Source organism: Wolbachia endosymbiont (group B) of Ischnura elegans (assembly GCF_947251585.1).
In the GTDB taxonomy this organism is placed as follows: domain Bacteria; phylum Pseudomonadota; class Alphaproteobacteria; order Rickettsiales; family Anaplasmataceae; genus Wolbachia.
Map to the genome: position 1 here is coordinate 150,713 of NZ_OX366371.1, position 25,539 is coordinate 176,251.

A 25,539-nucleotide genomic window follows, 5' to 3' on the forward strand; every position below is an offset into this window, starting at 1 on the left:
ATAAGTACTTAAAATTTGTGTGGGCGTACTTATTCACAGCTATGCTATTGCTATATAGAAGCAGTTTTAGGGCTATACTCCTCAGTAAACAGTCTACCGTCTCTTACTAAAGAGTTAGCAAGGATAAGTAATTTTCTCATTGCAGCAGTAGAGGTAACTTTATATGGTTTTTTATATTGATTGTATAGCCTATCAAAGAAGATTTTTATATAAGAATTGTACCTTTGCGCACTAAGAATGCACATATGTAAAACCTTTCTAATTTGTGATCTACCACCCTGAATACACCTTTTTCCCTTACTAAAACCACTATCTCGATTAAAAGGTGCAACTCCGGAAAGGCTGGATATTTCTTTATGTTGGAGAGTTCCAAGCTCGGGTAGATAACAAATAAAAGTAATAGCTGTTATTGCACCTACACCAGGTATACTAGTTATTGACATGTACTTTTTTTTAAGCTCTTGATTTTTATCGACTAATTCCATTACCTCATCTTCTAAGACTTGAATTTGATTTTGTAAAACTGCAAGTAGCTCTTCCATTTGTTTGATTATAGATAAATCGGTTACTTGATGAGCTTGGGTTTTTTGTATTTTTGCTATTTCTACTAGTTGATTCCTGCGAGATAATTTTTGCTTCAAACAGTCAATACTACTAACTTTTAAAGGAGTGACACGCATGTCTGTATTACTAACATAACGTGAGATGATGCTACAGTCTATTTTATCAGTTTTAGTAGCAATACCAAGGCTTTTTGCATAATCTCTCACCCATCTTGGTTGAATGACATATACTTCAAAACCATGGCTTAATAAAGTATAAGCACATAATTTTTCGTACCCACCAGTTGCTTCAAGTCCAACTTTGGTTACGTTATGTAAACGCAAAAAGTCGATTATTTGATCAATAGCTTGAACGTTATTTTCAAATACTTTATGATGTCCAAGTGGATGAATATGGATATCTAGTTTATTTTTGCTAATATCAATGCCAGTAATAATATTTGATAAATTCATAATCCCTCCATAAATAATGTGTATACTGCATTTTCCACCCTTATATACGAGCCTAAAAGCTCAACCAGTTGTTCGGAACTTTCAGTATAATAAACCAGAGAGGAGAACCTTGCTGCAAAACGGTCCTTATGACCAAGAGTATGTACGGTTCCTCCTCTCTGCGTGTCTTTATACCGCCATTTCGTGACATTTATAAAGACTTGTTTTTAACATATAAGAGTATGTAATAAAAGAATTACAGCAAATTTACCCGAAGGTGTTGCAAGAGATTTTCTAGGACCCAATGCTAAAACAGTTATAAGCAGCCTTAGCGGCTTTTTTATTAACTCAAAAAGAGAGGTACAGCAAATTTTGGGCAGTATTTTTAATCTAAATATAAGCCTTGGTTTAGTCTCAAATACTGAACGCAGGGTATCGAAGAAGTGTGCATCTGAATATGAGAAAATGAAGGAAGAGTTGCAAGGAAGCGAGTATTTGCATATAGACGAAACAGGGCACAGAAATCAAGGAAAGAGAGGCTGGAGTTGGGTAATAACAAACAAAGCGTTGACACTTCTGAAGGTAAGCGAGTCTCGTGGTAAGAAGGTGTTGAAGAGTTTACTGCCAGAATATGATGGTATAGTTGTGAGCGATAGATACGCTGTATACAATTACTTCAATCGTGAAAATAGACAGATATGTTGGGCACATCTGGCAAGAGATTTTGAGAGATTTGCCCATAGTAAAAATGTTGAAGTGAGCAAAATTGGCCAAGCACTAAAATCGCTCAGCAATAAGGTGTTTGTAGTAGATAAGGCAAAAAAACAAAATTTGATAGATAATTTGAGATTTTATCGACTGGTGCGAAAAATTCGGAAAAGGGTAAAACATTTTTTACGTAAAATGACGAGGGTTGCAAATAGCACTCAAGCTTCAAGAATGGCCGCTAAGATGTTACGATCTGAGGATATGATGTGGAAGTTTTTAAGAAAACCTGAAGTGATAGAAACAACTAATAACCTTGCAGAACGGCAAATTAGACGGTACGTAATTTATCGTAAAAACAGCTTTTTCACCTGGTCAGAACGTGGAGAAAGATTCGTGGAAAGAATGTTGTCGATATTTTTGACATCACGTCTAAATGGCCAGAACCCCTTTCAAAAGCTACAGAATCTAGTAGCTGTCACTGCTTAGTTCTTTAATTCATTCTCACAATCCGTGAACGGTTACACAAAATTATGATAACCAGTTTTATCTCCTATGCCCCAATTTAATGATAGTTTAACTAATCTATCATTGTCATATGCAAATGAATTACTGTTCTTATAATAACCAGGTTGATCATCTCGAATATATCTGTTTTGTTTTTCTTCTACGCAATACATTCCTAATCTATCAAGAAAATCGCTACAGAATTTTATAGATAATTCTAGCGTATCGTCTTCTTCGCTTAGCGATATAAGCTTGACTTTTTTCATAGATTGAGGATCTTCAATGTTAGAATACGTTTCATATCCACTAGATCCGCATGAAAATTGCTGTCCAGGTACCATCTTAAAGACATGTTTTTTTCCACTCATAAGTATTATCTAATAAATTTAATTATAGCTATTCTAGCATTTACTGATTAATTTATAATTAAATTAGCATGTATTGGAGTCATAATAACAAATATCACTAGAGAATTAGTATAAAACCCCGATAGAATAAATAGGCTGGCTTTATGGTATGTTGAAACCTATATTGGTGGAGGCAAGCGTACTTTTCGAACTCACTCTCTCGAATATTATACAAAATGAGTAAAGTGAGTAAATAAAAGAATTTAATTTGTACTTAATGACATCTCAATTCAACCACTATGGATTAAAATCCAAAGATTGAAAGAGAGCGTAGAATGCTAACTTTCGACTTACCAAATTTATCTTCTTTTTTAGAGTGATTTTCAATATGATTTTTTATCATTACAAAGTAGCCTACTAACCATAACTCAGTATCTTTTTCTCAGCTCTGGAAAGTTTTGCTGGAACTTTTTCCTTTTATTAACTGCACTAACTTACTAATACTTAAGTATGGGGGTACAGAAACGTATACATGTTGACGTAACTCTACCTCTGATAATTTCTACTTCCACATACTTCTTGTACAACTTCTTTAGTTTTCTGACCAATATCTCCAACTCATACTGGATATCGATATTTTGTTATCCACACTATGTGATATATATACAGAGTGACTGCTTTTTCTATAATATTCCACATTCTTTCAAATTTTTCACCTTAAAATTATATTCTTGAAAGGATGGTCCAGGGTTTTTCTCCCAAATTTGGGAGAATAAAGAAAAATTGAGATGATTTACAGCAAAAACGAAATTAGAACAAAGCCCTTCTACAAGGAAGCTCAAAAACTTCAACAAAATACCATAATATTCAAAAATCCTTTGTTTTCTGATGTATCTAATTACTATATAAAAGCTTTAGGTAAGATAGGGGGTGTGTATGCTGAGGACACAACATCGAGTAAGTAATCTAAAAAAAGAGATTAATTCAGAAATCATTGATCGGTTGAAAGAGCAGCTGAATAAGCAACAAAACAGTAAATCTTTTCAATTTAAAAATAGAATAAGACGTCAATATAATCCTGATGATACTAACATTGCTAAATTGTTTCTGGCGATACGTGAGCATAGAACGGATAATCCTCAGCTAAATAAGATTAGTGAAATTGAAGGGTTACTTACTCAAGTACAAAATATTAATGATATTGATCTCAATGATGGTGGTAATACACCACTACATGTTGCTGTAAGCAAAAATCATCAAGACATTGTTGAACTTCTTTTGAATGTGTCTGGTATAGACCCAAATATTAAAAATAATCAAGGTAAAACTCCACTAGATATTGCTAAGCAACAAAATAAGGGAGAGATTATTAGGACTCTAGAAGAACATTTAAAAAAATTTTCTGATCAAGTAAAAAGACTTTCTGCACAGGAGGAGGAAGTACATGAAAAGCTAAGAAAGTTTGTTGAAGATTTTGTTTTTATTTATGAACGCTCTTTATCAGAGTACTATGAGAGACTAGAAAATCAAAGAGGAAAGCAAGGTAAATGGGCTGATTTTGTTAATATGATAATATATATAGGAAAAGGTGGAACAGAACAAGGAGAAGCGGAATCAAAAGTAATTCCTCTTATTGGAATTAACATTCTTCGAGCAACAATATCCAGCATTGGTAGTAGTTATAATAGAGCAGAGCTTAAAAAGCTGATAGATCAATTGTATATATTTAAAAAGGATCCAATCAAAGTCAGGGAAGAGTTAGTAAAATCTGGTATTGAGATTTTTCAAAGTTTTGAGAGCCAATTTATACAAGTAACAGCAGAAGGAAGTTGGCAGAGAGCAATGACAAAATTAGCAGAAGATGCTGTGAGTAGAGTGGTTGATTACTATAGAAAAAATACTGAAAAAGAGCTTTGTGCTTCCTCAATTACTGAGGGTATTATTTTTGGAGAATCAAAAAGATATAAACAAACCTACACTGGTGTTCCTCATATTAAGCTAGGACATACTTTAGAAAGTAAAAACTCGAATTCATGGAATACTGCAGAACTATTTGATAAAGCGGGATTAGTAACAATAAAGAGTGATGGTAGTGCTGATAAGTACTATAGGAGAATAGATGGAAAGAGTGATACTAGCAAATATGGCTATCGTCTTCTTTTTAAATGGGAATTGGAAAGTAAAATAAAAAAATTCGCTAGAGAATACATTGAAGAAAATCCTTCTAGGGAGGAGTATAGGTATATTTTAAAGTTAGATGAGGGAAAATGGAAAGATGAATTATTGGATGAGCTTAATAAGCAAGATCCGAAGTTAGTCGAAGAGAGGTTACTAAGCAAATTCAAAGGAGAAATGGAACAGGAAGCTGAAAAAAACTTCAATGAATTAGAGGATTATATAGGTAAGAATTTTAATGAGTTATCAGGTTACATAGAAAGTAATCAAAATGAGATTAAGGGAGTCTTTGATGAATTAATGAGTCAATATCAGGAAGCCAGTAGGCAACGTCACAAGATAGCAGATTCTATTGTAGAAGGAAGGAAAGAAAGTGAAAAAAGTTTCGAGAAAATAGATAAAAAGCTTGATAAGATATATGATGCAGTTGTAGCAGGACAACAAGTAAGAGAGCCTATTTGGTTTAATGTGAAAAAGCCAGTAATTTTGTTTGCTGGAAGAAGGGAAGAGTTAATTGACCTACATAATAAGATACAACGTAGTTCAGAAAAAGTAACAGTAATATCACAAATAACCTCAATTAGCGGTTTAGGAGGAATAGGAAAAACTGAGTTAGCTAGACAATATGTTCAAGAATATAGTAAAGATTGTTATGACAACGTTATATGGATCAATGCTGAAAGTGAGATAGCTCTTGTTGAATCATTTACTCGATTAGCGAAGAATAAACTAAGAATTGATATAAAAGATGAGAATGGAAAAGAAAAGGATATAAAAGCTCTCATAGAAGAGGTTTATGAATTTTTCAGTAATAGTAAAAGCTTGTTTATTTTTGATGATGCCGAGAAAAGTAATTATTTGAATAAGTTTTTACCAATTCATGATTCATTACCGGGTGGTAATGGACCTTATATTTTAATTACTTCTCGTAATCGAGAGTGGGAAAGGGGGATAGAAGTTATTAATCTAAACGAATTAAAGTCAGAAGAAGCGATAGAATTTGTAAAAAAGGGCTTTAGTATAGAAGATGAATCTCAAAATGAAAAGATAAAAGCTTTGGTAGAGAAATTACAACACTTTCCTTTAGCTGTACAGCAAGCAATATCATATATTGAAGATCAAAGAGTTACTAGAAAATTTGATATAGATGATTACCTAAAGGAATATGAGAAAAAAGCGAAAGATTTGCTTAATTATGAAGGATTTAGAGGAATTGATAATAACTATGCAAAAACAACTTTCACAACTTGGAAGATTACAACCGATAAGATAGCAAGCAATGAAAAGTATGGAAATTTAGCTTTAAGGATTCTTGATGTTATCTCTTATCTTGCACCTGACAATATTAGTAGAGAAGTGTTTTTAGGTTTGACAGGGAGTAGTGAGGAGGAATTAAGGTCAGCTGTTCGTTTGCTTATAAAATATTCTATGGTGAATGGTGAACAAAGGCAAAGTGTGTTGAGTGCCCATAAATTAGTTCAAGAAGTAACAAGAATAGCGTTGGTAGAGAAAGGTAAGAATAAGGAAGTTATGAAAGAGACTTTCGAGCTACTCAGAGCAAGTTTTCCTTATAATGGTGATAAATTAGAAGACTATTTAAAGAAACGAGAATTATTACCGCACTTAGAGGCATTTTTATCGAATATAGATAATTGGTTAAAAAAGAACCCTCAAGATAAAGAAAAATAGAAGAGGATTACCTTGAGGATTTATTGATATTGATGGATGATGGGTATTTTAACTTGAATAATCCTAAAAGAGAAAAGGAGTTGCTAGAAAGGGTGCTACCTATTTTAGAGAAGCATTATGGAGAAGAGCATTTAAAAGTAGCTCGAACATTAGTAAATCTAAGTATCAATTATGTAGCTTTAGGTGATCATCAAAAAGCGAAAAGGTTGATAGAGAGGGGTTAAAAATTGAAAGGAAACATCACGGAGAAAACCATTTTGGAGTAGCTAAAGTATTAGTAAACTTGAGTGTCACTTATCAAGCTTTAGGTGATTATGAAGAAGCAAAAGAGTTACTAGAAAAGGCTTTACCTATTTTAGAGAATAATTATGGAGAAGAGCATTTTGAAGTAGCTATGGCTCTAGTAAATCTTAGTACCGCTTATGGAGCTTTAGGTGATTATCAAAAAGCAAAAGATTTGCTAGAAAAGGCTTTACCTATTTTAGAGAATAATTATAGAGAAGATTACTTTCAAGTAGCTAAAATATTAATAAGTATGAGTGTCACTTATTACGTTGTAGGTGATAATCAAAGAGCAAAAGAGTTACTAGAAAGGGCTTTGCCTATTTTAGAGAATCATTATGGAGAAGAGCATTTTCACGTAGCTATGGCTCTAGCAAATCTTGTTGTTTCTTACGGAATTTTGGGTGATGCTCAAAAAATAAAAGATTTGCTGGAAAATGTGTTACCTATTTTAGAGAAACATTATGGGGAAGATCATGTTGAAGTAGCTATAGCTCTAGCAAATCTTAGTAATGCTTACGAAACTTTAGGTGATTATCAAAAAGCAAAAGAGTTACTAGAAAAGGCTTTACCTATTTTAGAGAATCATTATGGAGAAGAGCATTTTTACGTAGCTATTGTTCTAGCAAACCTTGGTAACTCTTATGAAACTTTAGGTAATTATGAAAGAGCAAAAGATTTACTAGAAAGGGCTTTGCCTATATTTAAAAAGCATTACGGAGAAGATAACTTTGAAGTAGCTAAAACATTAGTAAACCTGAGCATCCCTTATGGAGCTTTAGGTGATTATCAAAAAGTAAAAGAGTTGCTAGAAAGGGCTTTGCCTATATTTAAAAAGTATTATAGAGAAAATCATGTTGAAGTAGCTATGGTCTTAGAAAATTTAAGTGGTGCTGAGAAAGCTTTAGGTAATCATGAAAGAGCAAAAGAGTTACTAGAAAGGGCGTCTGCAATATATCAAAAAGGTAAAGTTGAAGAATGTTTACCAAGTACAAGTTCAGGAAGAAGAAAAAGAGAAGTAAAGATCGGGGAATGTGAGCTTTCTTGGGAAGATGTAGATAAATTTAACACAGAAAAAGATGAGAAAAGAGATTTTAGTAAAATTAAAATAGATAGTGAAAAGTTCGTTAATTATATTAAAGATCTACCAGAGGAAAAGCATTCTCAGCTAATTGAGCTAGCAGATAAAGTTCAAATTACAGGTAGGTTTCGTGATTTGATTAATAAGCTTACCAGTAATCAGAAGGTCATGAATCATTTAAATAGAGTAAAGAAAATCTCTAGCATAACTATGCATGGAATGATGGCTAAAAATATTTTAGCTGACTTTTTAAACAGAGATTATCAGGGTGTAGCAATTAATGTTGGTTTTATAGCAGGTGGTCAAGGGTTTGCTAAAGTTGCTGAAGTTGCATCTCGTAAAGGATTAAATTTGCTCTCAGAAGAAAAGGTATTACTTGGTAGGTCTTTAAGAGTTGCATCACCTTTTCTTGCTCGAGGTACTTCTGCCTTTATTATTTATGATTTAGTAAATCAGGTAAAAGCATTTAAAAATGGTACAGAAGGAGCATTGGTTGGCGTAGTAGGAGATAGCATTTACCTGGGAGTTGACGCTGCAGAGATTGGGATTGAAGTTGCTGAAGGTTTTGAAGTATTAGAAGGAGTTTCATCTATTACTGGACCTATTGGAGCAGGAGTTGGCACTGCAGTATTTATTTACACTGATATTTATATGGCAGTAAAGAGAGTTGATAAAATTGATGAAATTATTCACTTAACTAGAGGAGAAAAATTTATTGAAGGATTGCGTGCATTTATAGGTATGCGACCTGAACAATATGTAGAAAAGTTAATGGAAGAAAAACAACTTTATAACCAATTAGTTAAGCAAGGATTTGAGTATTTAAGGAAGAATCGTGCTATTCAAAGCTATGTATTCCCTACTGATCGATCAGTTGTGGGTTCTTGTCGTAAAGTGCTGCACACAACATCACTTGGGATTAGACATTATTATACTGAAGAGTGCACAACTAAATTTGAGATAGATTTAGACAGTACAGTACTGCTTGACAGAAAAAGAAATGATATAAAATGGAGTAAAGAAAGACCGGATGATCCAAGTGGTGGAAAATTATTTTGTTTACCAAAAGGAGATTATCATCCTGCTCCAAGTTATGGCTCATATTTATGTAAAAATGCAATTGGTTTATCTAATAACAAAACAGAAGGGTATACTCTAATTAATTTAGGAGAAGGTGAAGATTATGCAAAAGGATTTAAGGATAGCCCAAACATATTTATAGTGAATGATGGATCTAAGAGATACTATGGAGGAAATAAGAATGATATCTTTGTTTTGCAGAGAGATCTGATAGAAGGGTCTTTGTACGGAGAGGATGGAATTGATACCTTAGATCTGACTGAATTTGCTCAAGAAGCTGTAAGTGTGAATGTGTATTTAAATACAAATATTGGCACTATTATGTACAATAGATATGGTTATTCTGGATTTCAAATTAATTCAGTAGAAAGAGTGCTTGGTAGAAAAGCTAAGGCAGATCATATATTTAGTGCATGTGAAACTAAATTCTTGGATGGTGATGGTGGTAAGGAAGATCAACTTGATTATTTGGAAATAAAAGATAATAACTGTGTCTATGATATACAAGTAATAGTTAGAAATTACACTGAAGTAAATAATCTAGCACTCAAAGGTAACTTTAACTATATTGTACCATTTCAAAAAGGTAGTGCATCTGTTAAATTACTTACTAATTTGGAAAGTAATCATAGGTTTATATTCGACTACTTGCTTGCTGATATTCAGAGTGTTGATGTTAAAGATCAAAATAGTATAAAGTTCAATTTTTTTCCAAAAGTTGCAAATGGAAACTTTAGTATAGCTATCTCATATAACATAATGAACAATATAACCTATCAATTAAAAGACAGCGCTGAAATAAAAGTGGGTAAGGAAAGAAATTTGTATGCAATACAGAGTACTAATACAACTATTGATGAAATTATAAAAAGTTATCCAGCTATAGCGAATAAACTCAATATGACTATCGCTGTGCAATCAGGTGGTGAATCTATACTTGTTGGCCATGGGAAATGTGAGGTACTTCACAATAACCCAATCTATAACAGTCACTTAATTGGAAATGGTGGTGAGAATATATATGTAATTACTATAGCTTCAGGTGAGAAAAGATATGAACATAGTATTTCTTCTATACCAGAAGTAAACATCTATAATTTTGATGAAGGAAGTTCCATAGATACATTAGATTTACGTAACGTGGTAAAAATAATACAAGATGATTTGAAAATACATATTAATCTGCCAAGAATTTTTCAAGATGGAAATGATTTGCTAGTTAAGTTAGAAACAGAAATGGGACAAAGTTTTTTATTAGAAGTGCTAACAGTAAGATTAAAAGACGGTTTGGATTGGTATGAAAATCTTCATATTATCTCAGATAGTGCGCCTATGAAAATAAGTTCTGAATTAGAATTAAAACCACTACCTTTGATCTTTGACAAAGATAAAGAAATTATTGTGGTAACCGATCAAGATGTGGAGAAAGATGCTGAGCTTATCACGCCTAGAAAAGGAGGAAACAATACGTTTGTTTGTAGTAATGGTCATGATCTAATAATAACTAATGCTTTTGATTCGACTATTACTAAAGATGATTTTTGCAGTATTACACTTAGTAAATTCTATAAAACACCTAAAATGAAAACGTTATCAATAAAATTTACTGATAAAGAGATAGTATTAAAAGATCATGAGAAGGAAATAAGTGCTGCAAGATACTTGGATATTGTAAAAAGAGAGTATAAGGATCAAGTGTACGATGATGTGTTTACAGAAGTCATGTTATCTGATCAACCTCATAGACATAGGCAGCACATTAGAAACCGTAGAAGTGAGTACACAATGAGTAGTGGTACAAGACGACCATCTTCATGGATAAATGATTTATTTGGTTGGGTAAAAAGCTCTATAGGTGGGTTATTAGATTCCAAATCAAGTACTACAACTAAAAGTCCAATCTCACAAGTAGATGCAAAAATGGATGTAAATGGTACGATAATGTTACTTGATTTGCTTGTAAGAAAGTTTGCGGGTAAACAATATATACCTGCAGTAGATCAATCTATACCTTTATTAGAAGCAAGAGGTTATGCACTAAATATTACACATAGATTTGAGAAAGTGTTAAATAAAACTGCTATTAAGTCAGGAATATCAGTGACAAATCTAAACTTTGATCCCATGGCAGTGCAATCAGCTATAATTGAAAAAATAATAAATGGAAAAATAACAAATAGAAGATTTTCTGAAATAGCAGAAACCCTATATTCATTTGGAAAAGAAGCATGTCCAGAATTTAAACAAACTGATAAGTTTCTAGATCATTTAAAGAGTAACTTAGAAGAAGTTTTAGCTAAGGAAGAAATTATGATACTACAGCAGAAAGTAGAAAAGCCTTCTAAAGTTTTAGGTCAGAAAGTTTCAAGGAAAGTAGAGTTATCTAAAAAGCCTGATACATTCTTAAATGGAACATCAGTGTAACCGTTCACGCAATGGCGTCAACTTAAGAGCCTTCATTAGCAGACTCTCCTAAAGACATGATGGCGTTTAGGCTTATCAACTTTGTCCATTCACGGTATAAGAAAGTAGTTTACAAAAATTGCATAATTAGTATAAAAAACAATAAACTAGATAGATGAGGGGTTGATGATAGAGGTGCTACAAGAAAAGATTGTGGTATTGGAGTCAGAAGTTGGTACTCTGAAAGCAGAGAATGATAAGTTAAGGACAAAAATAATTGAGCTAGAGGATAAGCTGGGTTTAAATTCAAAAAATTCATCGCTGCCACCATCGCAAGATGTATATCGCAAAAAGACAAAAAAGAAGAGCGATAAAAAACCAGGCGGGCAGCCAGGACATGAAGCGCACAAGCGGGAATTGATGGTAGCAGATGAGGTGGTAAAATGTTCAATTGATACAATTTGCATGTGTGGAAGCCAAGTTATTTTAGAAGAAGAAACTGTGCATCAAAAGGTTGAATTGCCAAAAATTAAACCGATAGTGACTGAATATAGGCTACAAAAAGGCTACTGTAAGGCGTGTAAGAAAAGGATCTCAGCTAGTCTGCCTGAAGGTGTGACAAGGGATCTTTTAGGAGCTAATGCAAAAGCAGTAATTAGCAGTTTTAGTGGATTTTTTATCAATTCAAAAAGGGAAGTACAGCAAATTTTGAGCAGCATATTTAATCTGAATATAAGCCTAGGTTTGGTATCAAAGACCGAGGGTAGAGTATCAGAAAAATGTATATCTGAATACGAAAAAATAAGAGAAGAGCTACGGAAAAGCAAGTATTTACATATAGATGAAACAAGCCATAGGAACCAGGGAAAGAAAGGTTGGAGTTGGGTAGTAACGAATAAAACAGCAACACTTATGAAGTTAGTTGGATCTCGCGGAAAGAAGATATTAAAAGGGCTATTGCCAGAGTATGATGGAATAGTTATAAGCGATAGGTATGCTGCGTATAATTACTTTAATCGTGAAAACAGACAGATATGCTGGGCCCATTTAGCAAGGGACTTTGAAAGGTTTTTTTACAGTAAAAATGTTGAAGTGAGCAGAATTGGCGCAGCATTAAAATCGCTGAGCAACAGGGTATTTGTGGTAGATAGAGCACGTAAACAAAACCTGATAGACAATTTAAGATTTTTCCGGTTAATGAGGAAGATTCGAAAAAGGGTGAAACATTTTTTGCGAGAGATAACAAGGGTTGCAAAAGGAACTCAGGCCTTGAGAATGGCTGCCAATATACTACGTTCTGAAGATATGATGTGGAGATTCGTGCGCAATCCTGATCTGATCGAGACAACCAATAACCTTGCAGAACGTCAGGCTAGACGGTACGTCATTTATCGTAAAAATAGTTTTTTCACTTGGTCAGAACGTGGAGAAAAGTTCATTGAAAGAATGCTTTCGATATTTTTGACTGCACGTTTGAATGATCAGAATCCTGTCCAGAAACTACAGAATTTAGTCGCTATTCCTGCCTAATTGGGAATATTCCGTGAACGGTTACTTTTTCACTTGGTCAGAACGTGGAGAAAAGTTCATTGAAAGAATGCTTTCGATATTTTTGACTGCACGTTTGAATGATCAGAATCCTGTCCAGAAACTACAGAATTTAGTCGCTATTCCTGCCTAATTGGGAATATTCCGTGAACGGTTACACATCAGTAGTTAAAGGAATAAGCAGAGGGATAAATTGAGGGAACTATGAGGTCTTTTCTGCCTGTAACTGTTTGATATCATCGAAAGAAAGACCTGTAGTTTGCGATACAACGTCAATAGAGATGCCAGCTTTAAGTAGGTTCTTTGCCACCTCAATTTTGCCTTCAACCTTTCCCTCTTCCTTTCCGATTTGAATACCTCTTTCCTCGCCGATTTGAATACCTTCTTGTCTACCTTCTTGTCTACCTTCATGTTTAGCATCATCGAGTTTTTGAGCAAGGACAGCCTGTTCATCACGAATACGCTTGATCTCTTGTTCATAGGCAATAAATTCTTTTTCTGACCAGTTGAACCTATTGAGTTCTTCATATGCTCTTTTAATTATTAGATCACTTCCTATTATTCTCTCTAGCTCTTCTTCACTAGTTTCGTCTGCATATCTAAAGAAGTAGACCCATTTTTCAACTATACTTGAAAGCTGATCTTCTTTGGTTTTTGGAAATTTAGGCAACTCAATAAATATAAAGTAAAAATCTTTTAGATCATGCTCATTAGTATTTTCATCGCGAATAGTGTGCTTTGACTTATACTCAGACTTATCAGGAAATAAAATACAATCTGCTATAGCAATAAAGATAATTTCCTTAAGGTTATGGTACTGATCACCTTTATCAGCTTGTCTTGAATAAGCTTTAGCTGCGTAGTATTGTGCCCGTTTTTCGAAGCCTTTAGTTTTAGCGACCTGCATCTCAATTATGCATTGCACCCCCGTGGAATCCCTACATAATACATCAACAATGCTTTGCTTTTTAGAGGCAATATCAGGGTCTTGAATAGTACTTAAAAACTCTATATCCTGTATTGTATTTTTGCCAGTGAAATCCAGAATATCATTGAGGAAATGAATGAGGATATCTTTATTCTTCTCAGTACCAAAGATACGGCGAAATGCAACATCATTCTTCGGATCGAGAAACTTCGAAAGAGCCATGAGAAAGTAAGATAAAAAGCATTAATAATTATACACAATTCTGAAGAAATATTCAACAATTAAACGTAATGTTAACCTGTATAATATTTATGACAAACATCTCGATAAGGTATCAGATAGCACACAAAGTAAGGAACTGGAGGTTAAAGAGAGGTTATACTCAAAAAGATTTAGCGGGAAAAATCGGTACAACATATCAGGTAATACTACAATATGAAAAAGGAACACGCAGAATTTCGATTGAAAAGTTGTATGCTATAGCAGAGATATTGTCGATTGGTATTGTAGACCTAATTCCTGTATCAAATGAAAAAATCTGTTTTGAAGATGAGGGAGAGGAAATATTAAATCTAGTAAGAAAATATAAAAAGATTAACGATAAAGAGCTACGTAAAATGTTTTGTTTACTAACCAAATTTGCTCAAGTTAGTGAAAAAAGTAGTAAAAAAGCAGAGAAAATAAAGATTGCGAAAGGTTTGGTAAAAGCAGGAGTTTCTTTTGATATTGTTGCAAAAACAATTGGTCTCTCTGCTGATGAATGCGTTGAAGAAAAAGGAGGTTCTATTTACTGCAAAATAGGAAAGAAGATAAAAGAATGGAGACTAGTGAGAGAGTATACTCAAAAAGATTTAGCAGAGAAAATGAGTACGACCCGTGACGAAATAAGCAACTATGAACAAGGGCGTGTAGCTATTCCACTGGAAAAATTATATGCAACAGCAGAAACATTATCGATTAGCATTACAGATCTGCTCATAGAAGAAGATGAGATAGTAGAAAATGAGCTACCTGATTTAATAAAAGAATACAAAAAAATTGAGAGTCAAGAACTACGTAATGCACTAATAAAATCTCTGTTTGAAAGCATACAAGTTTGCAAAGAGAAAGTGGAGAGAGTAGAAAGGATGAAAATTGCAAATAATTTAGTTAAGGAAGGAATTTCTATCAATATTATTTTAAAAACAGTAGGCATCTCTTTGGACGAAATTCAACGAGTTTAAAATAAAGAAATCAGTATATATTAATATCTTTACTCTTAGATAAAAAAATAAGCAAAAAAGATTGAGAAATTGATTTGACTTCACTCAAAAGCTATGGCTCTATTCCAATGCTGATAAAAAAACAGCAGTAAATATATAAAAACATTTTGTTATTAGTGAAGGGTAATTTTTATGAATAATAATAAGAATAAAGAAGAAATAGAATTCAGAATATTAGAAAGCAAAGGCAAAGCACTACTTGATCGTGAAATAATGGAAACGTTTCTAAGTGCAGTACATGAAAGACCACAAGCTCAAGAAATTGCTAAAAATCTGGTGAATAGCTATACGGGAGTAGGAAGGATTTTAGGTAGAGAAATGGATGACCTGAAAGTTATAGAGGGAGTAACTGATTCTGCAGTAGCAATGGCAGCATATATAGGTTTAACAGCAGCCACAATAAGCAGTGCGATCATTTTTGCAACAATAACAGGAGTATTTGCACTTGTTATAGCAATAATGCTAAGTGAGATGAGCAAAAGATATATAGAAAAGGAATTTCAGAAAAAGATGTTTATGGAGCTAGAGGAGTGTAGTTCTACTGTTAATGATATTCAGATAGAACCAATTGTGAGTAGATGCAGACAATGATATACGCCAAATCTTTTTCTGAAGGTTTAAAACCAGATCCAGAGCTTAAAGTATCAGAGTGGGCGAATGAGTATCGAGTTTTAGCAGCAACTGCAGCATCAGAACCTGGTAAATGGAGAACAGAGAGAACGCCATACCTTCAAGAGATCATGGATTCACTATCTCCGTCCTCGCCAGTAGAAAAAGTAGTATTCATGAAAGGAGCTCAGATTGGAGGAACAGAAGCAGGTAACAATTGGATAGGCTATATTATCGATCAAACACCAGGGCCAATGTTAGTTGTACAGCCAACAGTTGAAATGGGAAAACGCTGGTCAAAAGGAAGATTTGCGCCATTAATAGAGAGTACTCCATGTTTAAAAAGTAAAGTAAAAGACCCAAGGTCAAGAGACTCAGGCAATATAGCACTTCCCATAGTAACCGTTCACGCAATGGCGTCAACTTAAGAGCCTTCATTAGCAGACTCTCCTAAAGACATGATGGCGTTTAGGCTTATCAACTTTGTCCATTCACGGTATAAGAAAGTAGTTTACAAAAATTGCATAATTAGTATAAAAAACAATAAACTAGATAGATGAGGGGTTGATGATAGAGGTGCTACAAGAAAAGATTGTGGTATTGGAGTCAGAAGTTGGTACTCTGAAAGCAGAGAATGATAAGTTAAGGACAAAAATAATTGAGCTAGAGGATAAGCTGGGTTTAAATTCAAAAAATTCATCGCTGCCACCATCGCAAGATGTATATCGCAAAAAGACAAAAAAGAAGAGCGATAAAAAACCAGGCGGGCAGCCAGGACATGAAGCGCACAAGCGGGAATTGATGGTAGCAGATGAGGTGGTAAAATGTTCAATTGATACAATTTGCATGTGTGGAAGCCAAGTTATTTTAGAAGAAGAAACTGTGCATCAAAAGGTTGAATTGCCAAAAATTAAACCGATAGTGACTGAATATAGGCTACAAAAAGGCTACTGTAAGGCGTGTAAGAAAAGGATCTCAGCTAGTCTGCCTGAAGGTGTGACAAGGGATCTTTTAGGAGCTAATGCAAAAGCAGTAATTAGCAGTTTTAGTGGATTTTTTATCAATTCAAAAAGGGAAGTACAGCAAATTTTGAGCAGCATATTTAATCTGAATATAAGCCTAGGTTTGGTATCAAAGACCGAGGGTAGAGTATCAGAAAAATGTATATCTGAATACGAAAAAATAAGAGAAGAGCTACGGAAAAGCAAGTATTTACATATAGATGAAACAAGCCATAGGAACCAGGGAAAGAAAGGTTGGAGTTGGGTAGTAACGAATAAAACAGCAACACTTATGAAGTTAGTTGGATCTCGCGGAAAGAAGATATTAAAAGGGCTATTGCCAGAGTATGATGGAATAGTTATAAGCGATAGGTATGCTGCGTATAATTACTTTAATCGTGAAAACAGACAGATATGCTGGGCCCATTTAGCAAGGGACTTTGAAAGGTTTTTTTACAGTAAAAATGTTGAAGTGAGCAGAATTGGCGCAGCATTAAAATCGCTGAGCAACAGGGTATTTGTGGTAGATAGAGCACGTAAACAAAACCTGATAGACAATTTAAGATTTTTCCGGTTAATGAGGAAGATTCGAAAAAGGGTGAAACATTTTTTGCGAGAGATAACAAGGGTTGCAAAAGGAACTCAGGCCTCGAGAATGGCTGCCAATATACTACGTTCTGAAGATATGATGTGGAGATTCGTGCGCAATCCTGATCTGATCGAGACAACCAATAACCTTGCAGAACGTCAGGCTAGACGGTACGTCATTTATCGTAAAAATAGTTTTTTCACTTGGTCAGAACGTGGAGAAAAGTTCATTGAAAGAATGCTTTCGATATTTTTGACTGCACGTTTGAATGATCAGAATCCTGTCCAGAAACTACAGAATTTAGTCGCTATTCCTGCCTAATTGGGAATATTCCGTGAACGGTTACCTTCCCATAATAGTCCAAAAAGGTCATAAGAAAGAAGAATCGACAGCATGACGAAAAGATTTGAATAAAGGAATGTTTTTCCTGGTTCTGTTTTTTATAGCAAACCAATAATGTTCAATTTTGTTAAAATCTGGAGAATATGGAGGAAGATATAAAATTTCTGCACCAACTCCTTTAGCAAATCTTATTAGACTTATGAAAAGTAGCATTATCAAGGATAACAGTTTGTCCAGGTTCCAAAATCGGTGTCAGAAACTGCTCAAACCATTTATTAAAGATATCCATATTGCAGTGGCCTTTAAAGGTTAACGGAGCAATTATTTTTCTTCCACTTAAGGCTGCAACCATGCTAATTCGTTGAGTTTTCTTCCCAGATTTTAGGGCATAAAACCGCTGTCCTTTCTGGCAATACCCATAGGTTCAGTGTTATCGATGCCAGACTCATCTATATATAGCTCTTTTCATAATAATCCGGAAAGTTCATAGAAAAGCAGAATCAACAGCATGACGAAAAGATGTGAATAGAGGGATGTTTTTCCTAGCTCTATTTTTTATAGCAAACCAATGATGCTCAATTTTATTGAAATCTGGGGAATACGTAGGAAGATACAAAATTTCAGCACCAACTCCTTTAGCAAATCTTATTAGACTTATGAAAAGTAGCATTATCAAGGATAACAGTTTGTCCAGGTTCCAAAATCGGTGTCAAAAACTGCTCAAACCATTTATTAAAGATATCCATATTACAATGGCCCTCAAATGTTAACGGAACAACTATTTTTCTACCATTTAGAGCTGCAATCATGCTAATTCGTTGAGTTTTCTTTCCAGATTTTAGGGCATAAAACCGCTATCCTTTCTGAGAATATCCATAGGGATAGTCTTCGGTATTATCAATACCAGATTCATCTATATATACTAAGTTTTGAGGTTCTTTTGTTGCTATAATTTTCAAAAATTCAGCACGTTTTTCTTCATTCCTTTCTTTGTATCCATATGTCTTTTTTTTCGTGTGAGTCCAATTTTTTTAAGAGCTCGATGAATCGTTGGGATACTAACATTACTCCAAAGCTTAGCCATTTCCGATAGAGTTTTTCCACCGTGTTTTTTGGCAAATTCAGTAAATTTATTCCAGTCGGTAATTTTGTGATTATAACCTCCATTTCCAAGTTTTTTCGACTGAAAATCTCCTGTTTCTTTTTTTCTTTGCTGCCACTCCCATAATGTAGTTCTTCCAATTTTAAATCTTGCTGCTACCGTTTCTCTGCTTTCCCCTTCGTCTAGCACTTCCATTGCTTTTTTTCTTAAATCATAACTATATGCTGCTGGCATACTTACCTTCACTACTATAAACTCTTATTTTAACCCGTTTGGACCATTATGAAAAGAGCTATACACTAATTCTTTAGGTTCTTTTGTTGCTATAACCTTTGAAAATTGAGCTCGCTTTTCTTCATTTCTTTCTTTATATCCGTAGGTCTTTTTTTTCTTGTGAATCCTATATTTTTAAGTGCTCGATGAATTGTTTGTCTACTAATATTGCCCCAGCATCTCTGACTGAGTTTTGCCACCTTGCTCATTTGCAAATTCGGCAAATGCATTCCAGTCGGTAATTTTATGCCACGCTTCCAGGCTTTTTTGACTGAAAATCTCCCGTTTTCTCACGTCTTTTCTTCCACTCATATAAAGTTGTTTTTCCGATCTTAAATCTCTTGGCAACAGTTTCTCCACTCTCTCCTTCATCCAATGCTTCCATTACCTTTTTTCTTAAGTCATAACTATATGCTACTGGCATCCTTACCTTCCACTACTACCAATCCATATCTTACTCTTTTTGGACTATTATGAGAAGGGCTATACTATCAGAAAGAGGGAGACTATGCTACTCCTTTCTATCCACTTTTTTGAGCAATCCACTTCTACATCTAACACACATCTCAGTGATTATAATATCCAATTTTTGATCATGTTTTTCTACAGGTAAATTTTTACAATATTGCTTCTCATAGGCTACACCTATAAATATTTTTCCAAGTGGCCGTAATTTTTTTATCATTTCATCATACCAACCACCGCCAAAACCTAACCTATTAAAATGATCATCAAAAGCAATAATAGGGGTAATGATTGTGTCGGGAATTATATCTTCATCTGCTTTATTCCATTCCTCAAATTTTAATAACTTATTTTTATTAGGAATTGCTACTTTATATCCTAAATCGAGTAAATGATGCATCAAAGGCACAACATTAATTTCTCCGTCTGTTGGAATGTACGCTGCTATTGTTTTACCTTTAACGCAACTTAAGTTTTTGTTAAAGAGATTAATAAGAGAATTTGCTGCATAACTAGAATAACTTTCATCAACATCTTTTCTTATGGTTCTATATTGCTTCCTTAGTTCCTCTTTGTGCTGTTTAGTGTCTTTGAACATGTTCTATCCATTTTGCAGTGAGCTTTTCTTGTAAACTATTTTGCTTCAAGCGCTCACTTAAAAAATCAAAGTCAACAAGCTCCATATCCTGGTCTTGATTACTGCAACTATAAACAAAACTTATTTCTCCTGTTTCCTTATTTATGTGTTGCTGAATACATTGAGCGCAGATTTCTTTCATCATGCACTGCATAGGAGAGTTAACTGATGATATTGCTATGTGTTTTGGTTTCAGATATGGCTTTAAAATTGTTTTTCTAGCTTCATTTACAGCTTTCATCATTTTATCAGAACCAATAGTGATGATTTTATCTATAGTGTTTAAACTAATAGTAATTTTACCTAACTTTCCTTGCTGATATGAGCTTATTGCATTAACTATATTACCATGAAAGGATTTATCCTGATCTCTACTTGTTTCTATCAATCCTTCTTCACATGCCCAAATTACTGCACTTGATGCACGTTCTATCAGTGCTCGTTTAAATACATCACTTAATTTTTTATAGCCAGCGAAATATAAAACCTTATGATTGTTTTCAAGACATGCCTTCCCTATCGAAAATAACACTGCATTTCCAACTCCACCGCCAATGAGCATTATATTCTTCATAAACTTTTTATGGATTAGAAAACCTCTCTAACTTCAATTAAACTGATAACTAACAGCTGCATTTTTACGCATATTATCCAATAACAGGTTGCTTTGTATCATAATCTTTTGTTGATACATTTCCTGTTTGATTGCTTCTATATCCATTACATTATTTTTGATATCACATAACATCATCAACTTTGCAGTGCTATTTTCTCTTAATTCTACTATTTCATTCATATTTGTTTTACTAAATAAAATCTGTAAATCAGGATTTAAATTTCGCATTTTTATTTCAAACTCTTTTACGCTTGGCAACTTGAAATCATCTGCTAACTTGTCAAAATTTAAACAACTGACCTTTTGCTCCTTAAAATTAGAGAGTAAACTTTCTGAACCTTCAACTACAACCTGTTTCAGTTTTAAAGTACTTTTCAGCATTGTATGATTAAGCTGTACTTTATCTATGACTTTTATAACAGAGTAACCTTCGCTTAAACTAACCGGACCTGCTACATCACTGATTTCTAATCCTTCCAAAACGTCCTTGAGTTTACCTTTTAGCTGACTTAAATTAACGGTTGCTTTGCTCATCTTTATTGAAGATTCTGGATTATTACTGCTACGTAATTGTTTTATTAAATCTTCAGCCATCTTCTGATCAGGAATTACAAACTCCTGAAATGTAATAAGGTAGTCAGGTTTCTCTTTTTGTTTTCTTACATCGTCCACTTCTTTATCGCTGATATTGACAAGTGGCACAATTCCTACTTCAATAATCTTGTTACACAGTAGCTGACACTTTACTTGTTTTTTTAGAGTATTGAGATCTATATTATGCTTTTTTACGTATTGATCAACTTCATCAGCCTCAAGTTTTAAACTTTGAGTTAAGAATAACGTGACAGCATTATTTAACTCCTCGTTACTCAATTCTATATTCATCTTCTGTGCTTTGCTGACAATGATAATTTCGTCTATTAACTGTCTTAGAATTTGAGATTTTACCTCTTTTTGATTAATCTTCTGAGTGCCAAGCAATGAATTTATGAAGTTTATACGTCTTTCGATATCTAAATTTGAAATTGGCTCACCATTTACATCTGCAACAATTTCAATCTCAGTTGCAAGTAACCTAAGCGGCAGCATTATTAATATCAAAATTAGTATTTTATGCATATAAAATTATTTAGCTAATAACTAATTCTATAATAAATACTGAATAAACGCTAGCTAACTTTTTAATAATTAAAAAAGAGGGTAAAATTACTGTAATGAATACCTAAACAATAATATACGGAAGGAGAGGGATTCGAACCCTCGATACGACTTTTCAATCGTATAACGGTTTAGCAAACCGCCGCCTTCAGCCGCTCGGCCACCCTTCCAAGTTTAGAACTTAAGATTATATAATATCAAGACCTTTACTGCCTGTCTAATGCTTTTAATTGCAATATTTGTATCTGTTCAGATGCATGGCTAATGTACAAATACTGAAACAAAAATTCCAGTGCTCCCTTTCTTGTCATCAGAGTAGCTGACAATGGGATCCAACTAAGTTGGTAAACACTTTACAACGTTTTTTGTGCGAAAGGACTGGATCCCAGTGTCAAGCACTGGGATGACACCATTTGTTGTAAACTCACTTTTACTCTATGGTTATACTACCTTGCCGCTATCCTGAACGGATACCAATATTTACCCATTAAAAACAACAACATTTTTCCGAATAACTGTAATTTCAGGCTAAATCAACGCAAACTAATTTCTACTTTTTTCAATGATTTTTTTTGCTTCTTCTACATCAGCCCATTCTCCAACTGTCACCGTTTTTTCCTTTTCTAAATCTTTATAATGAGAAAAGAAATGAGCTATTTTATCTAGTAGGTTTTTAGATAAATCAGAATAGTTTTTTATATTCTCATAATAGCTGTCAACACTGGAGATAGGTACAGCTAATATTTTTTCATCCTCCCCTTTCTCGTCTTTGGTAAGTAATGCACCTACTGGACGCACCGATATCAAAACTCCAGGCGCTAAAGGAAATTGAGTTAGCACCAAAACATCCGCAGGGTCACCATCACCTGCGCAGGTATTTGGTATAAACCCATAATTGCAAGGATAAGTCATTGAGGTAGACAAAAATCTGTCAACTTGTAACAACCCAAGCTCTTTATTAAATTCATACTTTACAGGTTCAGCACTTGCACTTATTTCAATTACTACATTTATTTCATCTGAATTTATCTTTATTTTACTTAAATCCATGGATTACCTCTTAACTTAAGAATAAGCATTATACAATATGTGCTTTTAAGTTGCCACATTTATGTAGTTCTGAGCTTATTTGCATGGAGCGGTTCTAATTTTTTCTTCCGCACATCATCGACTGTTGAAAGTGGTGGTTCCTGTGGTGGTTTCAATAATTGAGATAAGGCATATACTATTACGATAGTAAGCATTGCAGCAATTACTAGATTAGCAAAATTATCCTGTGGTAGGACACCTTTTATTGGATTAAATAATTTTTGCTCCATAAGGAAATAATCAGCAACATATAACCCAACAGACAATACAAACATACCTAAAATAAGTTTACAGACTGTGTTTTTATGATTTTTCTTGCTGACAATGAAATTTGGCCTACATTTATTCTCTTCTTGTGGCACTGAGTAGTATATATTTTTAGGGCTTGTTACTAATTGTTCAAATTCATCACTGTTTTGGTTTTTTAACAGTTGCTCCAGGGTGTTTTTTGTATTCTTAGGATATATTAATCCATCCATTTTTAATGCTCTCTCTTGTCGATCCACATCCTCATGATCGATTGTATATTCGATGGTTCCATCTCTACTTGATAGCTCGATCCTTTGTAGTGAGCTAGCTAAGAGCATTATATAGCTCACTATTAATGGATCTTCACATATCTCTGATACTTCTCTTTTTACTGTTTTGTTAGATGACGAAAGTTTTTTATAATGACTACCCAAAGAAAAGAACAATGCTATATCTTTATCTACTTTTATGTTGTGAATAGAATAATAGAAGTCAATAATGCATTGATTTAAGGTAAATTCTCTATCATATTCGTTTAATGCATTTTCTTCACTTAACAACCTTCTAACATCAATAAGCACCTTATTTTCAAAATCTTCTACTGCTTTAAATATTGATTCTCTTTTTGGATTTGCCAAAACGTTAAGTAAATCTAATTTTCTTCCATCTACTACTTCGTGTATGTCTTTACCTAACTCAGACTCCTTAATAACTTTATATATTTCATCTATGATATCTTGAGTGCTCAGATTATTACTTCCGCTTAAAATTTTATAAGCTTGAGTATAAATTAAGAACAACCCTTGTAGACTAAATTGTAAGTTAAAATATTTATCTAATGATTCCTCTTTTTTTCTAACGAATGAAGACAAACCAATATGGTTTCTATGGTCTATTTTACCAGTTAAGTTAGCATGTTGAAAACCGCCTAAAAAAATAAACAAGGCCTCTAATAAATTACCCTTACCAACAATTTTTATTAGTTCTTCAACTTCCTTAACCATTGCTAAAACCTATAATGTTCTACTTTATAGTATAAGGGATACATGGCAAAATAGCAATAAATATTATTGTATGTTTACATTCTGCATTAAAAAATTAAACCACCAAGTTAAGAGCATATCCATCCACCGCCAATTACTTGCTCATCTTTATACGCTACACAGGCTTGACCTGGACTGATGCCAAAGTAATCGTCGTTTAAAATTACACAGGCTTTATTTTTTTCGTCAGTCGAATGTATTGTCGCTAAGCTTCCTGCATGTGATGACCTAAGCTTCACAGTTACTTCCATGCCTTCTTTTGGTTGTTCTAACCAATTTAACTCTTTGACCAATATCTTTTTTTGCATTAGAGCATTGATCGGGCCTACTACAACTTCATTATTTTCTGTATTAATTCTTACTACATAAAGAGGCTCACTGTGTGCAATGCAGAGGCCTCTTCTCTGGCCCACTGTAAAATTTACTATGCCGCTGTGCTCACCTAGCACTTTTCCATGAATATCTACTATTTTACCTTTCTGTACAGATTGTGGAGCTAATTTAGCTATTGTTTTACTATAGCTTTCGGAAACAAAGCATATATCTTGACTATCCGGCTTTTCAGAGATTTGTAAGCTAAAATATTTTGCTAATTTTCTTATATCACTTTTATAGAACCCACCTAGTGGAAATCGCAAAAGCTTTAACTGCTCCTCAGTTGTAGCAAACAAAAAATAACTTTGATCTTTACTTTTATCAATACTTCTGCACAACTTTACCTCACCATTTTCTTCTAATCTTCTTACGTAATGTCCTGTTACGAGCACATCCGCACCAAGATTTTTTGTGACTTGCAATAGATCACGGAATTTGACTGTTTGGTTACATCTTACACATGGTATGGGGGTTTCCCCACGCATGTAAGTATTCGCAAAATCTTCTATTACTTCCTTTTTAAATGTTTCTTCGTAATTTAAAATATAATGAGGAAAGCCAACACTTTCAGCTACGCGTTTGGCGTCATAAATATCTTGTCCAGCGCAGCATGCACCTTTTCTTGCATTAGCATTGCCATCAGTGCCATATAGCTGAAGAGTCACACCTATCACTTCGTACCCAAGGTTATACAGCAGTGCTGCAGCAACGGAGCTATCAACTCCCCCGGACATTGCAACAATAGCCTTAGTTTGATGCGGAGCTTTATCTTTTAATAAAGGTTCAATTTCAAATTCTTTTAGCATATAATTTATAAACACAAACCTGGTGTCAAGCACTGGAATCCAGTTTCTATTACACAATTTCATCGAAACAGCGTACTTATTTGTAGTCAAGTTCCAGTGTCAAGCGCTGGGATGACACCCCTTCCTGCTGGAAGTTGCCTTTAAATTACTTGATGCGTGACACTGGGATCTCACTTATATTAC

At 33.9% G+C, this 25,539-nt stretch carries 17 protein-coding genes, 1 tRNA gene and 6 pseudogenes; 10 read left to right on the forward strand and 14 right to left on the reverse strand.

Annotation, left to right across the window (positions count from 1 at the left end):
• Nucleotides 1-50: 50 nt before the first annotated feature.
• Complete coding sequence (locus OPR58_RS00750; RefSeq protein WP_264336652.1) at nt 51-1,016, reverse strand: IS110 family RNA-guided transposase; 966 nt, start codon at nt 1,014-1,016, stop codon at nt 51-53.
• A 234-nt stretch (nt 1,017-1,250) separates the two neighbouring features.
• Between OPR58_RS00750 and tnpC (OPR58_RS00755) the strand changes: the two genes are divergently transcribed.
• The gene (gene tnpC, locus OPR58_RS00755) at nt 1,251-2,189 is read left to right on the forward strand and encodes an IS66 family transposase (protein WP_265023147.1); all 939 of its coding nucleotides are present in this window, start codon (nt 1,251-1,253) and stop codon (nt 2,187-2,189) included.
• A 32-nt stretch (nt 2,190-2,221) separates the two neighbouring features.
• Here tnpC (OPR58_RS00755) and OPR58_RS00760 read toward each other — a convergent pair whose 3' ends face one another.
• Entirely contained in the window at nt 2,222-2,575 is a 354-nt protein-coding gene (locus tag OPR58_RS00760; RefSeq protein ID WP_265022782.1) for a hypothetical protein, read from the reverse strand.
• A gap of 283 nt (nt 2,576-2,858) precedes the next feature.
• A pseudogene (tnpA, locus tag OPR58_RS00765) lies at nt 2,859-3,251 on the reverse strand (IS200/IS605 family transposase).
• A gap of 239 nt (nt 3,252-3,490) precedes the next feature.
• Between tnpA and OPR58_RS00770 the strand changes: the two are divergent.
• The 5 genes from OPR58_RS00770 to OPR58_RS00790 all read left to right on the forward strand — a co-directional run bounded on the left by OPR58_RS00770 (nt 3,491) and on the right by OPR58_RS00790 (nt 12,945).
• The gene (locus tag OPR58_RS00770; RefSeq protein ID WP_265022783.1) at nt 3,491-6,418 is read left to right on the forward strand and encodes an NB-ARC domain-containing protein; all 2,928 of its coding nucleotides are present in this window, start codon (nt 3,491-3,493) and stop codon (nt 6,416-6,418) included.
• A 32-nt stretch (nt 6,419-6,450) separates the two neighbouring features.
• Nucleotides 6,451-6,642 (forward strand): tetratricopeptide repeat protein, encoded by a 192-nt coding sequence (locus OPR58_RS00775; protein WP_265023148.1) that lies wholly within the window; start codon nt 6,451-6,453, stop codon nt 6,640-6,642.
• 59 nt (nt 6,643-6,701) lie between these two features.
• Entirely contained in the window at nt 6,702-11,285 is a 4,584-nt protein-coding gene (locus OPR58_RS00780; RefSeq protein ID WP_265022784.1) for a tetratricopeptide repeat protein, read from the forward strand.
• 165 nt (nt 11,286-11,450) lie between these two features.
• On the forward strand, nt 11,451-12,794 hold the full coding sequence (tnpC, locus tag OPR58_RS00785; RefSeq protein ID WP_265022273.1) for an IS66 family transposase: 1,344 nt from the start codon (nt 11,451-11,453) through the stop codon (nt 12,792-12,794).
• Nucleotides 12,795-12,807: 13 nt separating this feature from the next.
• On the forward strand, nt 12,808-12,945 hold the full coding sequence (locus OPR58_RS00790; protein WP_265022785.1) for a hypothetical protein: 138 nt from the start codon (nt 12,808-12,810) through the stop codon (nt 12,943-12,945).
• A gap of 69 nt (nt 12,946-13,014) precedes the next feature.
• Here the strand turns inward: OPR58_RS00790 and OPR58_RS00795 are convergent, their stop codons facing one another.
• Entirely contained in the window at nt 13,015-13,962 is a 948-nt protein-coding gene (locus OPR58_RS00795; RefSeq protein ID WP_010402003.1) for an Rpn family recombination-promoting nuclease/putative transposase, read from the reverse strand.
• A gap of 89 nt (nt 13,963-14,051) precedes the next feature.
• Between OPR58_RS00795 and wmk the strand changes: the two genes are divergently transcribed.
• From wmk to tnpC (OPR58_RS00815), 4 genes and pseudogenes are all read left to right on the forward strand, one after another.
• Complete coding sequence (wmk, locus tag OPR58_RS00800) at nt 14,052-14,963, forward strand: WO male-killing family protein Wmk (RefSeq protein ID WP_265022786.1); 912 nt, start codon at nt 14,052-14,054, stop codon at nt 14,961-14,963.
• A gap of 387 nt (nt 14,964-15,350) precedes the next feature.
• A pseudogene (locus tag OPR58_RS11165) lies at nt 15,351-15,593 on the forward strand (ankyrin repeat domain-containing protein); the annotation flags it as partial.
• Nucleotides 15,590-15,994: pseudogene (locus tag OPR58_RS00810) on the forward strand (phage terminase large subunit family protein); the annotation flags it as partial. The pseudogenes OPR58_RS11165 and OPR58_RS00810, both read left to right, overlap by 4 nt.
• A 184-nt stretch (nt 15,995-16,178) precedes the next feature.
• Nucleotides 16,179-17,522, forward strand: coding sequence for an IS66 family transposase (gene tnpC, locus OPR58_RS00815; protein WP_265022247.1), 1,344 nt, complete (start codon nt 16,179-16,181; stop codon nt 17,520-17,522).
• Nucleotides 17,523-17,570: 48 nt separating this feature from the next.
• Here the strand turns inward: tnpC (OPR58_RS00815) and OPR58_RS00820 are convergent.
• The 10 genes and pseudogenes from OPR58_RS00820 to mnmA form a co-directional block, all read right to left on the reverse strand.
• Nucleotides 17,571-18,002, reverse strand: a pseudogene (locus tag OPR58_RS00820) (IS630 family transposase); the annotation flags it as partial.
• Nucleotides 18,003-18,027: 25 nt separating this feature from the next.
• A pseudogene (locus OPR58_RS00825) lies at nt 18,028-18,879 on the reverse strand (IS630 family transposase).
• 60 nt (nt 18,880-18,939) lie between these two features.
• A pseudogene (locus tag OPR58_RS00830) lies at nt 18,940-19,342 on the reverse strand (helix-turn-helix domain-containing protein); the annotation flags it as partial.
• Between the two features lie 87 nt (nt 19,343-19,429).
• Nucleotides 19,430-19,981 (reverse strand): 5-formyltetrahydrofolate cyclo-ligase, encoded by a 552-nt coding sequence (locus OPR58_RS00835; RefSeq protein WP_265022788.1) that lies wholly within the window; start codon nt 19,979-19,981, stop codon nt 19,430-19,432.
• Nucleotides 19,965-20,594 (reverse strand): ferredoxin reductase domain-containing protein, encoded by a 630-nt coding sequence (locus tag OPR58_RS00840; protein ID WP_139686783.1) that lies wholly within the window; start codon nt 20,592-20,594, stop codon nt 19,965-19,967. Before OPR58_RS00840 ends, OPR58_RS00835 begins: the two co-directional genes overlap by 17 nt.
• Nucleotides 20,595-20,627: 33 nt before the next feature.
• A complete protein-coding gene (locus tag OPR58_RS00845) occupies nt 20,628-21,755 on the reverse strand; it encodes a SurA N-terminal domain-containing protein (RefSeq protein ID WP_265022789.1) in 1,128 nt (375 codons plus the stop codon).
• A 118-nt stretch (nt 21,756-21,873) separates the two neighbouring features.
• Nucleotides 21,874-21,964: transfer RNA gene (locus OPR58_RS00850), tRNA-Ser, on the reverse strand.
• Nucleotides 21,965-22,337: 373 nt separating this feature from the next.
• Entirely contained in the window at nt 22,338-22,844 is a 507-nt protein-coding gene (ppa, locus tag OPR58_RS00855) for an inorganic diphosphatase (RefSeq protein WP_139686786.1), read from the reverse strand.
• Between the two features lie 59 nt (nt 22,845-22,903).
• Nucleotides 22,904-24,136 (reverse strand): WD1261 family protein, encoded by a 1,233-nt coding sequence (locus OPR58_RS00860; protein WP_265022790.1) that lies wholly within the window; start codon nt 24,134-24,136, stop codon nt 22,904-22,906.
• Between the two features lie 107 nt (nt 24,137-24,243).
• Entirely contained in the window at nt 24,244-25,356 is a 1,113-nt protein-coding gene (gene mnmA / locus OPR58_RS00865) for a tRNA 2-thiouridine(34) synthase MnmA (RefSeq protein WP_265023149.1), read from the reverse strand.
• Nucleotides 25,357-25,539 lie beyond the last annotated feature (183 nt).

Bases quoted from the DNA above. Each gene is read 5' to 3' on its own strand.
- OPR58_RS00750 (WP_264336652.1), bottom strand. From the start codon at position 1,016: ATGAATTTATCAAATATTATTACTGGCATTGATATTAGCAAAAATAAA.
- OPR58_RS00760 (WP_265022782.1), bottom strand. From the start codon at position 2,575: ATGAGTGGAAAAAAACATGTCTTTAAGATGGTACCTGGACAGCAATTT.
- OPR58_RS00770 (WP_265022783.1), top strand. From the start codon at position 3,491: ATGCTGAGGACACAACATCGAGTAAGTAATCTAAAAAAAGAGATTAAT.
- OPR58_RS00775 (WP_265023148.1), top strand. From the start codon at position 6,451: ATGGATGATGGGTATTTTAACTTGAATAATCCTAAAAGAGAAAAGGAG.
- tnpC (WP_265022273.1), top strand. From the start codon at position 11,451: ATGATAGAGGTGCTACAAGAAAAGATTGTGGTATTGGAGTCAGAAGTT.
- OPR58_RS00795 (WP_010402003.1), bottom strand. From the start codon at position 13,962: ATGGCTCTTTCGAAGTTTCTCGATCCGAAGAATGATGTTGCATTTCGC.
- wmk (WP_265022786.1), top strand. From the start codon at position 14,052: ATGACAAACATCTCGATAAGGTATCAGATAGCACACAAAGTAAGGAAC.
- tnpC (WP_265022247.1), top strand. From the start codon at position 16,179: ATGATAGAGGTGCTACAAGAAAAGATTGTGGTATTGGAGTCAGAAGTT.
- OPR58_RS00835 (WP_265022788.1), bottom strand. From the start codon at position 19,981: ATGTTCAAAGACACTAAACAGCACAAAGAGGAACTAAGGAAGCAATAT.
- OPR58_RS00840 (WP_139686783.1), bottom strand. From the start codon at position 20,594: ATGAAGAATATAATGCTCATTGGCGGTGGAGTTGGAAATGCAGTGTTA.
- OPR58_RS00845 (WP_265022789.1), bottom strand. From the start codon at position 21,755: ATGCATAAAATACTAATTTTGATATTAATAATGCTGCCGCTTAGGTTA.
- ppa (WP_139686786.1), bottom strand. From the start codon at position 22,844: ATGGATTTAAGTAAAATAAAGATAAATTCAGATGAAATAAATGTAGTA.
- OPR58_RS00860 (WP_265022790.1), bottom strand. From the start codon at position 24,136: ATGGTTAAGGAAGTTGAAGAACTAATAAAAATTGTTGGTAAGGGTAAT.
- mnmA (WP_265023149.1), bottom strand. From the start codon at position 25,356: ATGCTAAAAGAATTTGAAATTGAACCTTTATTAAAAGATAAAGCTCCG.